This window comes from Pseudomonas sp. MCal1, from assembly GCF_026341415.1.
GTDB lineage: Bacteria > Pseudomonadota > Gammaproteobacteria > Pseudomonadales > Pseudomonadaceae > Aquipseudomonas.
Window position 1 is genome coordinate 19438 of record NZ_JAKUMP010000013.1, and the last position, 14688, is coordinate 34125.

General features: G+C 60.8%; 14 protein-coding genes. 9 read left to right on the top strand and 5 right to left on the bottom strand.

The features are described 5' to 3' along the window. Nucleotides 1–64 precede the first annotated feature (64 nt). From peaA to peaD, 4 genes are all read left to right on the top strand, one after another. Entirely contained in the window at nucleotides 65–1645 is a 1581-nt protein-coding gene (peaA, locus tag MKZ87_RS21190) for a quinohemoprotein amine dehydrogenase subunit alpha (RefSeq protein ID WP_085700528.1), read from the top strand. A 97-nt stretch (nucleotides 1646–1742) separates the two neighbouring features. Beyond that, the gene (peaB, locus tag MKZ87_RS21195) at nucleotides 1743–3173 is read left to right on the top strand and encodes a quinohemoprotein amine dehydrogenase maturation protein (RefSeq protein ID WP_085700527.1); all 1431 of its coding nucleotides are present in this window, start codon (nucleotides 1743–1745) and stop codon (nucleotides 3171–3173) included. Between the two features lies 1 nt (nucleotide 3174). Beyond that, nucleotides 3175–3498 (top strand): quinohemoprotein amine dehydrogenase subunit gamma, encoded by a 324-nt coding sequence (gene qhpC, locus MKZ87_RS21200; protein ID WP_008016081.1) that lies wholly within the window; start codon nucleotides 3175–3177, stop codon nucleotides 3496–3498. Between the two features lie 28 nt (nucleotides 3499–3526). Continuing rightward, nucleotides 3527–4648, top strand: coding sequence for a quinohemoprotein amine dehydrogenase subunit beta (gene peaD, locus MKZ87_RS21205; RefSeq protein ID WP_266201933.1), 1122 nt, complete (start codon nucleotides 3527–3529; stop codon nucleotides 4646–4648). Nucleotides 4649–4760: 112 nt separating this feature from the next. Here the strand turns inward: peaD and MKZ87_RS21210 are convergent, their stop codons facing one another. Continuing rightward, complete coding sequence (locus MKZ87_RS21210) at nucleotides 4761–5165, bottom strand: lysozyme inhibitor LprI family protein (RefSeq protein WP_085704540.1); 405 nt, start codon at nucleotides 5163–5165, stop codon at nucleotides 4761–4763. Between the two features lie 55 nt (nucleotides 5166–5220). Beyond that, nucleotides 5221–6141 carry an ADP-ribosylglycohydrolase family protein gene (locus tag MKZ87_RS21215; protein ID WP_085704542.1) on the bottom strand — a complete coding sequence of 307 codons (921 nt, stop codon included), beginning with the start codon at nucleotides 6139–6141 and terminating at the stop codon, nucleotides 5221–5223. Between the two features lie 195 nt (nucleotides 6142–6336). Here MKZ87_RS21215 and MKZ87_RS21220 point away from each other — a divergent pair, with 195 nt between their 5' ends. Together MKZ87_RS21220 and MKZ87_RS21225 are read left to right on the top strand one after the other, a co-directional pair. Next, the gene (locus MKZ87_RS21220; protein WP_085704544.1) at nucleotides 6337–6825 is read left to right on the top strand and encodes an SRPBCC family protein; all 489 of its coding nucleotides are present in this window, start codon (nucleotides 6337–6339) and stop codon (nucleotides 6823–6825) included. Beyond that, entirely contained in the window at nucleotides 6812–6973 is a 162-nt protein-coding gene (locus tag MKZ87_RS21225) for a hypothetical protein (protein ID WP_227233070.1), read from the top strand. The genes MKZ87_RS21220 and MKZ87_RS21225 overlap by 14 nt, the downstream gene beginning before the upstream one ends. A gap of 290 nt (nucleotides 6974–7263) precedes the next feature. Here MKZ87_RS21225 and acnA read toward each other — a convergent pair whose 3' ends face one another. Then, complete coding sequence (acnA, locus tag MKZ87_RS21230; protein ID WP_085704546.1) at nucleotides 7264–10005, bottom strand: aconitate hydratase AcnA; 2742 nt, start codon at nucleotides 10003–10005, stop codon at nucleotides 7264–7266. 222 nt (nucleotides 10006–10227) lie between these two features. On the opposite strand from acnA, the gene rlmM reads away from it, so the two are divergent. Together rlmM and tusA are read left to right on the top strand one after the other, a co-directional pair. Beyond that, nucleotides 10228–11301: a 23S rRNA (cytidine(2498)-2'-O)-methyltransferase RlmM gene (rlmM, locus tag MKZ87_RS21235; RefSeq protein WP_085700520.1), complete on the top strand. Its 1074-nt coding sequence runs from the start codon at nucleotides 10228–10230 to the stop codon at nucleotides 11299–11301. Between the two features lie 65 nt (nucleotides 11302–11366). Then, a complete protein-coding gene (gene tusA, locus MKZ87_RS21240) occupies nucleotides 11367–11618 on the top strand; it encodes a sulfurtransferase TusA (RefSeq protein WP_085700519.1) in 252 nt (83 codons plus the stop codon). 48 nt (nucleotides 11619–11666) lie between these two features. Here the strand turns inward: tusA and MKZ87_RS21245 are convergent, their stop codons facing one another. Continuing rightward, nucleotides 11667–13076: an MATE family efflux transporter gene (locus tag MKZ87_RS21245; RefSeq protein WP_085700518.1), complete on the bottom strand. Its 1410-nt coding sequence runs from the start codon at nucleotides 13074–13076 to the stop codon at nucleotides 11667–11669. A 179-nt stretch (nucleotides 13077–13255) separates the two neighbouring features. On the opposite strand from MKZ87_RS21245, the gene pdxB reads away from it, so the two are divergent. Continuing rightward, nucleotides 13256–14398 (top strand): 4-phosphoerythronate dehydrogenase PdxB, encoded by a 1143-nt coding sequence (pdxB, locus tag MKZ87_RS21250; protein ID WP_085700517.1) that lies wholly within the window; start codon nucleotides 13256–13258, stop codon nucleotides 14396–14398. A 57-nt stretch (nucleotides 14399–14455) separates the two neighbouring features. On the opposite strand, the gene MKZ87_RS21255 is transcribed toward pdxB, so the two are convergent. Beyond that, entirely contained in the window at nucleotides 14456–14635 is a 180-nt protein-coding gene (locus MKZ87_RS21255) for a PA1571 family protein (RefSeq protein ID WP_085613114.1), read from the bottom strand. Nucleotides 14636–14688: the final 53 nt, after the last annotated feature.

Sequence of the window (14688 nt, forward strand, 5' to 3'; positions counted from 1 at the left end):
GGCAGAAACCATAAAAAACGATAAGCCACAACAATAAGAAAGCACCGTGCGAGGTTCGACGTTGATGAAGAGAAGACTCCGATCAGGCATGAGCGCCAGCCTGCTGGCCGTGGCCGCTTGCGTGGCCCTGCATTCGCCGTACAGCCTGGCAGCCCGCGATGCCCAGACCATCCTCAAGGAAACCTGCCAGGGCTGTCACACCCCTGAAGCCGGCGACCAGTTGAGCCGTATCAGCCACCAGCGCAAGACCCCCGAAGGCTGGCTGATGAGCATTGCCCGGATGCAGACCATGCACGGTCTGCAGATCAGCGATGACGATCGACGCACACTGGTCAAATACCTCGCCGACACCCAGGGCCTGGCGCCCAGCGAAACCGATGGCGTGCGTTACGCGCTGGAACGGCGGTTGAACACCGTCGAGCAGTTCGACGAGAAAACCGCGCAGATGTGTGGTCGCTGCCATTCCGGTGCCCGGGTCGCTCTGCAACGGCGTCCGGCCCAGGAGTGGGAACGTCTGGTGAATTTCCACCTCGGCCAATGGCCGTCGCTGGAGTATCAGGCACTGGCCCGTGATCGTGACTGGTTCGATATCGCCCGCAAGGAAATGGTCCCCCTGCTGGCCAAACGTTATCCGCTGGATAATCCGGCGTGGCAGACGTGGGTCAAAACCGCACCGAAAGCCGAGGCGCTGGTGGGCGACTGGAGTTTCAGCGGTCACCTGCCGGGCAAGGGAGAACTGGCCGGCACCATGAGCGTCACCGCCGATGGCAGTGACACCTTCAAGGTTGCCGTCAAAGGTCAGTACGCCGACGGCAGCCCGTTCAACGGCGACGGCAGCGCAATCCTCTACAGCGGCTACGAATGGCGCGGCAACGTGACCGTCGATGGCGTGACCATGCGTCAGGTGTTTGCCGCGCAAGGCAACGCCATGCAGGGCCGGATGTTCGAGGCCGAGCACGATGAGCGCGGTCTGGATTTCGTTGCGGCCAAACAGGGTTCCCAGCGCCTGCTGGCGGTACAGCCTGGTTATGTGAAGGCCGGCAGCGAAACTGAAGTGACCCTGATCGGCAGCGGTCTGAGCGGCAAGCCGAATTTCGGCAAAGGCGTGGACGTGGTCGAAGTGGTCGAGCAGAGCGCCGATCGGATCAAGGTCAAAGTCAAAGCGGCAGCCAATGCCCGACCGGGGCTGCGCGCAGTCAGCGTCGGCAGCCTGAAAGGCCCGAGCCTGTCGGTGTACAGCAAGATTGCCTCGGTCAAAGTGGTGCCCGAGTTCTCGGTGGCACGGATCGGCGAGGGCGGTGGTTCGACGCCGAAAGTCCAGGGCCGCTTCGACGCCGAAGCGTGGGGCAAGGGGGCCGACGGCAAGCCATATCGCATCGGCGTGTTCCCGGCGCAATGGAAAGTCGAAGCCTTCGACGAGCGCGCCAAAGAGGACGAGGACGTCAAGTTCGCCGGCACCATGCAGGCCGACGCGGGCGTGTTCACACCGGGCGATGCCGGGCCGAATCCGGCTCGCAAGATGTCCACCAACAATGCCGGCAACCTCAAGGTGATTGCCGCCGTCGACGACGCAGGGAAATCCTTGACGGGCGAAGGCCACCTGATCGTCACCGTGCAACGCTGGAACAATCCACCCATTCCCTGATGTTGAAACGTGAGTTGAGCTGAGCGACAGCGATTCAGACACTTTTCGGAATGACCGCAAGTCCCGCCAGGCGGGGGGCTTGCACAGGAGGTTTGCAATGGGCGCTATCTTGAATCTGGTCGAACGTAATCTGCACGAAGTGCACGTCGACGCCGACCGCATGCTGTTTCATATCCCCAGCAGTTCGCTGTTCGCCAGCGATGAACTGACCGGCACCATCATTGATGCACTGCGCGGCCCTGGGTGTTCCTCAGAGGACCTGGTCCAGCGCCTCGGCGCGCGGTTCAATGGCGAGGAAATCAACGAGACACTGCGCGAGCTGATCTCGCTGGAACTGGTCAGCGACGGCTCGCCGCTGACGCCGGACATCGCCGTAAAACGCGTCGAACGCACGGCGATCAACACCGTGGTGCTCAACGTCAACACCGGCTGCAACCTGAGCTGCACCTACTGCTACAAGGAAGACCTCGACAAGCCGTCCGCCGGCAAAAAGATGGACGTCGAAACTGCCATCGCCTCGGTCGAAATGCTGCTACGCGAATCCCCCGACGAAGAGCGCTTCACCGTGGTGTTTTTCGGCGGCGAACCGCTGAGCAACCGCAAGCTGATCGAGTACATGGTCGATTACTGCGAGAAGCGGTTTGCCGAGGCCGGCAAGTTCGTCGAGTTCGTGATGACCACCAACGCCACGCTGCTCACCGAAGAAACCGTGGACTACCTGAATGCCCACCGTTTTGGCTTGTCAGTGAGCATCGACGGGCCGAAAACCGTGCACGACCGCAACCGCATCACCGTGGGCGGGCAGGGCACTTATGACGTGGTGCGGCGCAAAGCCGAAATGTTGCTCTCTCGCTACAACAGCCGTCCGGTCGGCGCGCGGGTGACCCTGACCACCGGTGTCACCGACGTTGAAACCATCTGGGATCACCTGTTTAACGAACTGGGTTTTGCCGAGGTTGGATTTGCTCCGGTAACGTCCGGCGATATCAGCAGCTTCAATCTGACCAACGACGAGTTGATCGAAGTGTTCGCCAGCATGAAACGCCTCGGTCGGCGTTATCTGGAGGCTGCGCTGGAACACCGCAATATCGGGTTCTCCAACCTGCATCAGTTGATCACCGACATTCATGAAGGCCACAAAAAGGCCCTGCCGTGCGGCGCCGGGCTGAAGATGCTGGCGGTCGATCACAAAGGCGAACTGAACCTGTGCCATCGCTTCACCGGCTCCTCGCTGCCGACCTTCGGCAACGTCCACAGCGGCGTCAAGCAGGTCGAGTTGAATGACTTCCTGTCCCAGCGCCTGGATCGCACCAACACCGGTTGCCATGACTGTCAGATTCGCAACCTGTGCTCCGGCGGTTGCTACCACGAGAGCTATGCCCGCTACGGTGACCCGGCCCACCCGACGTATCACTACTGCGAATTGATGCGTGACTGGGTCGACTTCGGCATTGAGGTCTACACCCGGATCATGGCCGCCAACCCTGCGTTCATCAGCAGCTACATCACTCCGCGCAAGGCTCACTGATATGAAACATCTCAAGGCAATCAATAACAAAGCGTTGAAGCTGGATCAGGCCGCGGACGAGAACCGCATCGAAGAAGTGGTGGCGATGAGCTCCGTCGCTGGCTGCGCCTCGACCACCGACCCGGGCTGGGAAATCGATGCGTTCGGCGGGGTGTCGTCGCTTTGTCAGCCGATGGAAGCCGACCTGTATGGCTGCTCCGACCCGTGCTGGTGGCCAGCCCAGGTGCCGGACATGATGAGCACCTACCCGGACTGGAACAAGGATGCCCAGGCGTCCAACGACAACTGGCGCAACCTCGGCACTGTCTTCCCGAAAGACAAGTAACTGCCCGGACAAGAAGAAGGATTCCAGCATGCCTAGCCTCAACAAAGCCTGCGGCCTTGCCGCACTCGCGGTTCTGAGCGCCTGTTCGCTCCCGGTTCTGGCCGATGAAAACGCCGCGCTGCAAGACGGTCACGAGTACATGTTGACCACCAATTACCCGAACAACCTGCACGTCATCGACCTGGCGACCGACAGCCTGTACAAGACCTGCAAGATGCCCGATGCCTTTGGCCCCGGCACCGTACAGCTTTCGCCGGATCGCAAGACCGCGTACGTATTGAACAACCATTACGCCGATGTCTACGGTGTCGAGCTGGACAGCTGCAAGCAGGTGTTCCATGCCAGCATCACCCAGCAGCCTGGGGAGAAGGCGCGGTCGATGTTCGCCTTTACCGTCAGCCATGACGGCAAGGAGCTGTACACCATCGCCAACCCGACCCAGATGCTCAACGATCGCTACGAGGTCAAACAGCCGCGTCTGGACGTCTACGCCACCGACGCCGGAATGGACGCCAGACCGGTGCGCAGCTTTCCGGCTCCACGGCAGTTGACGATCATGCAGAGCGGCGATGACGGTACGCTCTATGTGGCCGGCGCCGATGTGTACAAGGTCGATGTAAAGAGCGGCAAGTTCGACGTTCTGATCCCCAGCCGCCACTGGAAACGCCCGAACTACAGCGCGCCGGACGTGCTTTACGTATGGAACCAGCAAACCTATCGCCACGATTTCTCGCTGCTGTACACGGCGGCGAAGTTCAAGGACAAAAAACAGGACCCGGCCACCGCCGAATACCTTTATGGCTTGTTCAGCGTCGATCTGAAAACGGGCAAGACCGAGACCACTGACTTCGGCCCGTTGACCGAGATCTACTTCAGCGGCATGCGCTCGCCGAAGGATCCGAACCTGATGTTCGGTGTACTCAATCGTCTGGCCAAGTACGACATCAAGCAAAAAAAGCTGATTCAGGCGGCGACACTGGATCATTCCTACTACTGCATTTCGTTCAACAAGGACGGGAGCAAGATCTACCTGGCCGGGACCTTCAACGATGTGGCGATCTTTGATGCCGAAACCATGAAGCAGACCGGCAGCATCAAACTGCCGGGTGGGGATATGGCGATTACTACGGCACAGATCTTCGTCCGGTAATTAGCGACGTCAGGGATGACGCCCTCGCGAGCAAGCCTGCTCCCCCATTGAAATGCAGTTCAAATGGGGGAGCAGGCCTGCTCGCGAAGAGGCTCTCCAAATCCCTGAAAAGTCAGGCCCCCGGCACCGGGCAGCTCATGTCACCTTCCTCACATTTCAAATACTGTTTGAGCGCTTCGGTTCGCGTCTTGGTTATTGAGGCGATGCAATTGTTGTAGATCAGCGGATAAACACTCCCGCTTGCCACTCCGGATGCGGAAAACTTGCACTCGGCATCGCGAAAGCCGATCCACGCCCGTTGCGCGCTGACCAGCAGTTTCTTGCCATCAGGGTTGTTCTTCAACCGGGCGGTGATCTGTTGATAAACCGTATTCAACTCCTTGTCCGCCGCCTTGTTCTCTTGTGCGGCGCACTGATTCATCGTCGCTTGATCGCTGGCATTGGCGCAGTCCACGGCAGCGTGAGCAACAGAAGTGAAAAGAAAGGGTGTCAGGGCCAGAAGCAGGCGTGGGGACATGAGTCATCTCGCTTTGATGAGTGAACGTGCCGGGCAGTTTAGCGACTTCGTGGCGCTAACAAGGTGCACGGTGTCTGGAGGCGTTGAGCAACCGCTCCGCTGTCGCGGCAATTTCCTCTCCGTCATGCAGCTTTTCCAGCCACCCGAACGGGATTCCCTGCACGCCGTAGTGGGCGCCGGCCAACTGGCCGACGATGGCAGCCGTGGTGTCCGCGTCATCGCCCAGATTCGCCGCTTGCAGGACGGCGGCGGCAAAACTGTCGGTGTTCTGGAAGCACCATAACGCCGCTTCCAGGGATTCGACGCAGTAGCCACTGCCGCGAATGTCGCGCTCGGTCTTGTGCAGGTACTCGCCCCGGGCAATCGCCGCCACCTTGGGCTGGCTGAAGATTGTTTGCGGCTGAGTGCGCAGTTGCGCTTTCGACTCGCCTTCCAGAGCCCTGCAGAGCAGTTCGGCAAACAGCTGGCAGCATTCGATGGATTCGGGCGCCGAATGCGTAGTGCGTGAACTGTCGGCGGCGAATCGCCTGATTTGCCGGGCATCCGGGAAGTAGAACAGTACAACGGGCACCAGACGCATCAGCGACCCGTTCCCGGCGCTGTGGGGATCGGTGGAGCCGGCAAACGGCTCACCGGTTTGTTGAAAACGATCCAGCGCCTGACTCACGGTCATGCCGATATCGAAACATTCGCCGGTCGAACTCAAATAACCCCATTGCCACCAGTTCAGATAGCGGCCCATCTGGTCAGCGGCATCGAAGCCGTTTTTGTTCAGCAGACTTTCCGCCAGGCACAACGCCATCGAGGTGTCGTCGGTCCATTGGCCGGGCTTCAAGTGAAACGGCCCGCCACCCATCATCTCGGTCAGGGGCTGGAAGCTGCCGCGAGGCTGGAATTCGACGGTGGTTCCCATGGCATCGCCACAGGCCAGACCGAGCAGGGCTCCACGGTAACGTTCGGGGAGGGAGGGCTGCATGATGACGTCCTTGTGTCGTTCAATTCGTTGCGAACGTTATCAGTTTCACGGTGCTGATCCGTCCGCATTCTGACGAACCGGTGCCCCAAAATACTGCCGGATATTTCAATCAGCCCGACCGTTGCACCGGATTGATACAACTTCGGATTGGACATGTGGTCATACAAGCCTACTGTTCAAAACAGGAGGTGACGTATGAAACCAGTACCCAACAGCTTTGAACGTAAAATCATGCTCAGGTCGCCGCGCTCGCATGTCTGGCGTGCCCTGGTCGATGCCGAGGCGTTCGGCCAGTGGTTCGGCGTTGCGCTGGAAGGCCGGCGGTTTATACCGGGCGAATGGACGCAAGGGCAGGTCACGTACCGCGGTTATGAACATGTGCTCTGGAATGTGTTGGTGGAGCGGGTCGAGCCGCAACAGCTGTTCTCCTTCCGCTGGCACCCGTACGCGGTGAACCCGAAAATCGACTACTCCCAGGAACCGACCACGCTGGTCAAATTCGAACTGCAGGACTACGAGAACGGCACGTTGCTGAAGGTCTCCGAATCAGGTTTTGCGCACATTCCCGACGTGCGCCAGAAAGAGGCCTACTACATGGACAGTCGGGGCTGGGAGGAGCAGTTGAGTCGACTTGAGCACTTCCTGACGGAAAGCGACCGTTCCCGCGAGCGTGAAGGTAGCTGATCTCGACCTGTTCACGCCGTGGCTGGGACGCTGTGCGCTGGTATTCGCCGGACTGTCTGCCGCGTGGTTCATGGAGGATGACGAGCAAAAAGCCGCCGCCGGACAGCTGAAATTCGCCGGATTGGCGGCTTCTGCACTCGATGTCTGACACGCCTAAGGGTTTTCGGAAGGCCTGCTATGGCGAATGTCTTACACGCGATGGTAGCTATTTCGACTATTGCCGATTGGATCCAGAGCGTAACCTAGCCTCATCAACTGAAACACAGGGAGTGTTTCAGGATCACGGATGATCGACCATTAGCAAGGATCGCTGCCGACAGGGAGTCGATAATGGTCTTGGGAAAAACCCGCTTCGGCGGGTTTTTTTTCGCCCGCAGAAAAGTGCGCTGCCCACACAGAAACACCGCCGATCTGGCGGTGTTTCTGCATCTGCAGGTGTTACGAGGCGATCAACTGCCGCAACACGTAATGCAGGATCCCGCCGGACTTGAAGTACTCCACCTCGTTCAAGGTGTCGATGCGGCACAGCACTTCGATTTTTTCCTGACGTCCGTCTTCACGGGTGATAACCAGCGCCAGGTTCATCCGTGGTGTCAGCTCGACGCCGCTCAGGCCCTGAATATCCAGGGTTTCCTTGCCGGTGAGGTTCAGGCTCTTGCGGTTCTGATCCAGTTTGAACTGCAACGGCAGCACGCCCATGCCCACCAGATTGGAACGGTGGATCCGCTCGAAGCTTTCGGCGATCACCGCTTTTACCCCCAGCAGGTTGGTGCCCTTGGCGGCCCAGTCACGGCTGGAACCGGTGCCGTATTCTTGCCCGGCAATCACCACCAGCGGCGTGCCCGAGGCCTGATAACGCATGGCCGCGTCGTAGATCGCCAGTTTCTCGCCGGTCGGAATGTAGATCGTGTTGCCACCTTCTTCGCCGCCAAGCATTTCGTTGCGGATACGGATGTTGGCAAACGTGCCGCGCATCATGACTTCGTGGTTACCCCGGCGTGAGCCGTAGGAGTTGAAGTCCCGTGGCTCAACGCCTTGCTCGCGCAGATAGCGCCCGGCCGGGCTGTCGGCCTTGATGTTGCCGGCGGGGGAGATGTGGTCGGTGGTCACCGAATCGCCCAATAGCGCGAGCACTCGCGCGCCTTTCACATCGGCGATCACCGGCAAAGGCCCGGCAATGTCGTCGAAGAACGGCGGGTGCTGGATGTAGGTCGAATCCGCCTGCCAGACATACGTCGCAGCTTGCGGTACTTCGATGGCTTGCCACTGTTCGTCGCCGGCAAACACTTCGGCGTACTCCTTGTGGAACATCGCCGTGTTGACCTGATTCACAGCGTCAGCGATTTCCTTGCTGCTCGGCCAGATGTCGCGCAGGTACACCGGATTGCCCTGCTGGTCATTGCCCAGCGGTTCGCTGCTGATGTCGGTGCGCACACTGCCGGCCAGGGCATAGGCGACCACCAGCGGCGGCGAGGCCAGCCAGTTGGTTTTTACCAGCGGATGCACCCGGCCTTCGAAGTTGCGGTTGCCGGACAGCACCGACGCCACGGTCAAATCGGCTTTCTGGATAGCTTTTTCGATCGGTTCCGGCAGCGGGCCGGAGTTGCCGATACAAGTGGTGCAGCCGTATCCGACCAGCGAAAAACCGAGCTGATCGAGGTATTGCGTCAGTCCGGCGGCTTTGTAGTAATCAGTGACCACTTTTGAACCCGGTGCCAGCGAACTTTTCACCCACGGCTTGCGGGTCAGGCCTTTTTCCACGGCTTTTTTCGCCAGCAGGCCGGCAGCCATCATCACGCTGGGGTTGGAGGTGTTGGTGCAGGAAGTGATCGCGGCAATCACCACCGCGCCGTTTTTCAGGCGATAGGTGTGGCCGTCGTACTCGTAATCGGTTTCGCCGACCAGATCGGCATTGCCCACAGCGACACCGCCGCCGCCTTCGCTTTCGAGGCGTCCTTCTTCCTTGCTGGTGGGTTTGAATTGCAAGTCGAGGAAGTCGCTGAACGCCTGACCGACATTCGGCAGAGACACCCGGTCCTGCGGACGTTTCGGCCCGGCGAGGCTGGCTTCGACGCTGCCCATGTCCAGCGCCAGACTGTCGGTGAACACCGGCTCCTGACCGGGCAGGCGCCACAGCCCTTGAGCTTTGGTGTAGGCCTCGACCAGTTTGACCACTTCTGGCGGACGACCGGACAGGCGCAGGTATTCCAGCGTCACGTCATCGACCGGGAAGAAGCCGCAGGTCGCGCCATATTCCGGGGCCATGTTGGCGATGGTGGCGCGGTCGGCCAGCGGCAGGTCGGCGAGGCCGTCACCGTAGAACTCGACGAATTTGCCGACCACGCCTTTCTTGCGCAGCATCTGGGTCACGGTCAGCACCAGGTCGGTGGCCGTGATGCCTTCCTTGAGCTTGCCGGTGAGTTTGAAGCCGATCACTTCCGGAATCAGCATCGACACCGGTTGCCCGAGCATCGCCGCTTCCGCCTCGATCCCGCCGACGCCCCAGCCGAGTACACCGAGGCCGTTGATCATGGTGGTGTGGGAGTCGGTGCCGACCAGCGTGTCGGGGAAGGCGTAGGTGCGGCCGTCTTCATCCTTGGTCCAAACGGTGCGGCCAAGGTATTCGAGGTTGACCTGGTGGCAGATCCCGGTGCCCGGCGGCACCACGCTGAAATTGTCGAAGGCGCTCTGGCCCCAGCGCAGGAAGGCGTAGCGTTCGCCGTTGCGCTGCATTTCGATGTCGACGTTCTGTTCGAAGGCGCTGGCGCTGGCGAACTTGTCGACCATCACCGAGTGGTCGATCACCAGATCCACTGGCGACAGCGGGTTGATTCGCTGCGGATCACCGCCGGCCCTGGCCATGGCGGCGCGCATCGCGGCCAGATCGACCAAGGCAGGAACGCCGGTAAAGTCCTGCATCAGCACACGGGCAGGGCGGTACTGGATTTCTCGGTCGGAGCGGCGCTCTTTGAGCCACGCGGCAATCGCCTTGAGGTCGGCGCCGGTAACGGTTTTTTCATCTTCCCAGCGCAGCAGGTTTTCCAGCAGGACTTTCAGCGACATCGGCAGCCTGGCGAGATCGCCCAAGGACTTGGCGGCATCCGGCAGGCTGAAATAGTGGTAAGTCTTGTCATCGACTTTCAGGGTCTTAAGGGTGTGCAGGCTATCGAGGGACGGCATTACGATCACTCCTTTGAATCCGCACGGCTACGGATTGAGGGGACGAATAGAGCTTAAAACTTAGCCCTGTTTTAGGTAGCTGGCTAATAACTGGACTCTATGACAGGAACCAAGGTTCCGACATCGGCTATCATGCGCCGGTTTTCGTGACAGGCTTTGCTTCAACGCAGGGTCTGGGCATCGCGCAGGGGATGAATGATCGCCCTCTGCCCAGGAGTAAGAATGAACACCCTATTCATGCATTGCCGGCCAGGCTTCGAAGGCGAAGTCTGCTCGGAAATTTCCGACCTCGCCGCTCAGCTGAACGTGGCTGGCTACGCCAAGGCCAAACCGGCCACCGCTTGTGCCGAGTTTGTCTGCACCGAAGAAGACGGCGCCGAGCGCCTGATGCGCGGTCAGCGTTTCGCCGAGCTGATTTTCCCGCGCCAGTGGGCGCGCGGGTTTTTCATCGATCTGCCGGAAAACGACCGCATCAGCGTGATCCTCGCGCACATGGCTGAATTCCCGGTCTGTGGCAGCTTGTGGCTGGAAGTCGTCGACACCAACGACGGCAAGGAACTGTCGAATTTCTGCAAGAAGTTCGAAGGCCCGCTGCGCAAGGCCCTGACCGGCGCCGGCAAGTTGGTGGAGGACGCCGGCAAGCCGCGCCTGCTGCTGACCTTCAAAAGCGGTCGTGAGGTGTTCCTCGGTCTGGCCGATGCCGGTAACTCGGCGATGTGGCCGATGGGTATTCCGCGTTTGAAGTTCCCGCGCGAGGCGCCAAGCCGTTCGACCCTGAAGCTGGAGGAGGCCTGGCACCATTTCATCCCCCGCGATCAGTGGGAAGATCGCCTGCACAGCGACATGACCGGCGTCGATCTCGGCGCGGCGCCGGGCGGCTGGACCTGGCAACTGGTCAATCGCGGCATGCTGGTGACCGCCATCGACAACGGCCCGATGGCCGAAAGTCTGATGGACACCGGTCTGGTGCAGCACTTGATGGCCGATGGTTTCACCTTCAAACCGAAGCAACCGGTGGACTGGATGGTCTGCGACATCGTCGAGAAGCCGGCACGCAACGCCGCGATGCTCGAAGAGTGGATCGGCGAGGGGCATTGCCGGGAAGCGGTGGTCAACCTCAAGTTGCCGATGAAGCAGCGTTACGCGGAGGTGAAGCGCTTGCTCGAGCGCATCGCCGACGGGTTCAAGGCCCGCGGGATCAAGGTCGACATCGGCTGCAAGCAGCTGTATCACGACCGCGAGGAAGTGACCTGCCATTTGCGCCGCCATGATGTGAAGAAAGCCAAAGCCCGCTGAGCGCGCGGCAGGTGACCGAACACCCGGCCTTGGGCGACAATGCCGGCCAGTTTCAGGAGTGAATCATGAGTGAAATGATCAATATGCCGGTCGACGGCACCCTCGACGCTACGGGCCTCAACTGCCCGGAGCCGGTGATGATGCTGCACCAGCACATCCGCGACCTGGTGCCCGGTGGCCTGCTCAAGGTGATCGCCACCGACCCGTCGACCCGCCGCGACATCCCCAAGTTCTGCGTGTTTCTTGACCATGAACTGGTGGGGCAGCACGAAGAGGCCGGGACCTTTCTGTACTGGATCCGCAAGAAGTCTGGTTGATCTGAAAGCAAAAAAGACCTGCATGTGCAGGTCTTTTTTTATGCCCGGTCAGCCCATCGAGCGGCTGATGCGAATGCGTGTGCGTGCACTGCGCGTCAGGCGGATCGATAGCATCAGCGCCGCGCAGCTGAGGCCGACGATCAGGCCTTCCCACAAGCCGCTCGGGCCGCGTGGTTCGCCGAGCCAGTCGGTCAGGCCGAGGGCGTAACCCACCGGCAGGCCGATGCCCCAGTAGGCGAACAGGGTCAGGATCATCGTCACCCGGGTGTCCTGATATCCACGCAGTGCGCCGGCGGCGGTGACCTGGATCGCGTCGGAAAACTGGAACAGCGCCGAGTACACGATCAGCATCGCGGCGATGTGAATCACCATCGGATCCGACGTGTAGATTGCCGCAATGTGTTCGCGCATCAGCAGCATCATGCTCGCCGACAGGCAAGCGTAAGCCAGCGCGGTGCCCATGCCGACACCTGCCGCGAAACGCGCTTCGCGGGGCTCTTCACGGCCCAGAGCCTGGCCGACCCGCACAGTCACGGCCATGCCCAGCGAGTACGGAATCATGAACACCAGCGAGCTGACGTTCAGCGCAATCTGGTGCCCGGCCACCACCGTGGCGCCGAGGCTGCCGATCAACAACGCAATCACCGCAAAGATGCTCGACTCGGCAAACACCGCGACGCCGATCGGCAGACCGATGGCCAGCAAGCGCTTGATCACCGCCCATTGCGGCCAGTCGAAACGGCTGAACAGTTCGCTCGACTTGTAGGCCGGCGCCCAGCGCTCGTAACCGGCCAGACCCAGTGCCATCACCCACATCACGATCGCCGTGGCCCAGCCGCAACCGACGCCGCCCATGGCCGGTACGCCGAGGTGACCGTAAATGAACACGTAGTTCAGCGGAATATTCAGAGCCAGACCGCACAGGCCCAGCACCATCGCCGGGCGGGTGCGACCGAGACCGTCACTGGTGCAGCGCAGCACATGGTAGATGGCCACGGCCGGCAGACCGCTGGCGATGCCGTGCAGGTACTGCATGCACGGGCCGATCAGTTCCGGATCGACTTTCATCAGGTGCAGGATCGGTTCGGCGCTGAACAGCATCGTGGTCGCCATCAGGCCCACCACCAGTGCCAGCCACAAGGCCTGACGCACGATCGGGCCGATTTCGCTGTGGGTGCCGGCGCCGAAGCGCTGGGCGACTTTCGGTGTGGTGGCCAGCAGAGTGCCGGTCATCAGCAGGAACACCGGCACCCAGATCGAGTTGCCCAACGCCACGGCCGCCAGATCCTTGGGCCCGACGCGCCCGGCCATCACCGCATCGACGAAGCCCATGGCGGTGGTCGCCAGTTGCGCGATCATGATTGGCAGGGCCAGGCCGAGCAGATTTTTCAGCTCCAGGCGAACCCGGGCAGGGCGGTTGAGGGAAACGGCAGCGGGGCGGTCAGTCACGGAATTCACAGGCAAAGCGTCCACAGGGGTTGATGCGCAAGGCCGGGCATTCTACGCCGTTGACGTTATGGTCAGGAAAAATCCTCTGTTGCGGATTTGTAATCGCCCCGCCTCATCAAGAAGTCAAAGCCTGCTGGCTCATCGCAGCCCCAGCGCCTACACTGCCGATCCGCCCAAGGAGCCCCGCCATGCTGATTGTTGCCGACGAAAATATCCCGCTGCTCGATGCCTTTTTTGCCGGTTTCGGCGAGATCCGCCGGGTGCCGGGCCGCTCCATCGACCGGGCCACGGTCGAACAGGCCGATGTATTGCTGGTGCGCTCGGTGACCAACGTCAACCGCGCACTGCTGGAAGGCAGCAAGGTGCGTTTTGTCGGCACCTGCACCATCGGCACCGATCACCTGGATCTCGATTACTTCAACGAGGCCGGCATCACCTGGTCCAGCGCGCCCGGCTGCAATGCCCGGGGCGTGGTCGATTACGTGCTCGGCAGCCTGATGACCCTGGCCGAAATCGAAGGCGTCGAATTGAGTGAGCGCACTTACGGCGTGGTCGGTGCCGGTGAAGTCGGCGGGCGCCTGATCAAGGTGCTCAAAGGCCTGGGCTGGAACGTGAAAGTCTGCGACCCGCCGCGTCAGGCGGCGGAGGGCGGCGATTATGTCAGCCTGGAGCAGATCATCGCGCAGTGCGACGTGATCAGCCTGCACACCCCGCTGACCCGCAGCGGTGATGGCGCGACCTGGCATTTGTTCGACGAGCAGCGTTTGCAGCAGCTCAAGCCCGGCGCCTGGCTGATCAACGCGGCTCGCGGTCCGGTGGTGGATAACACCGCGTTGCGCGAAGTGCTGCTGGAGCGTGAGGACCTGCAAGCAGTGCTTGATGTCTGGGAAGCCGAACCGCAAGTCGATGTGGCGCTGGCAGAACTTTGCGTACTGGCGACGCCGCACATCGCCGGTTACAGCCTCGATGGCAAACAGCGCGGCACGGCGCAGATCTATCAGGCGTACTGCGAATTTATCGGTGAGCCCGCCAGCATTCAGCTCGGTGATCTGCTTCCAGCACCTTGGCTTTCGGAAGTTTCCCTGCATGCCGACAGCGATCCGGCCTGGGCGCTGGCGATGTTGTGCCGTGGCGTGTACGACCCGCGCCGGGACGACGCGGATTTCCGTCGCACCCTGCTGGGCAGTGTCGGTGAGCAACGCGCCGCGTTCGATGTGTTGCGCAAACAGTATCCGGTAAGGCGCGAGATCGAAGGCTTGAAGGTGCGAATCGAAGGAGACTCGCCGACCTTGCGCCAGATCGTGACGGCGCTGGGTGCTGTGGTCGTATAAAAAACGGGCAGAAAAAACCCGGCCTGCAGGGGCCGGGTCAGGAAGACGGTGGCGATATCACTTTTGTTCGGCAGGCTTGACCAATCGCTGTTCCAGTTCGCGGCATGCGTCCTGGATCATGTCTTCAGTGATCTCAATTTCACGCCCGTTTTCGTCGATGATCGAGCAACCCAGAGGTTGGCCGGGCTTGGTGCGGATCACTTCAATCTTGTCATCGCTGCTGTTTTGCAAGGACATGGCCTGTCTCCTCATCAGGTTGTGCGCCTAAGTTAAATCCGTCAGGTGACCAG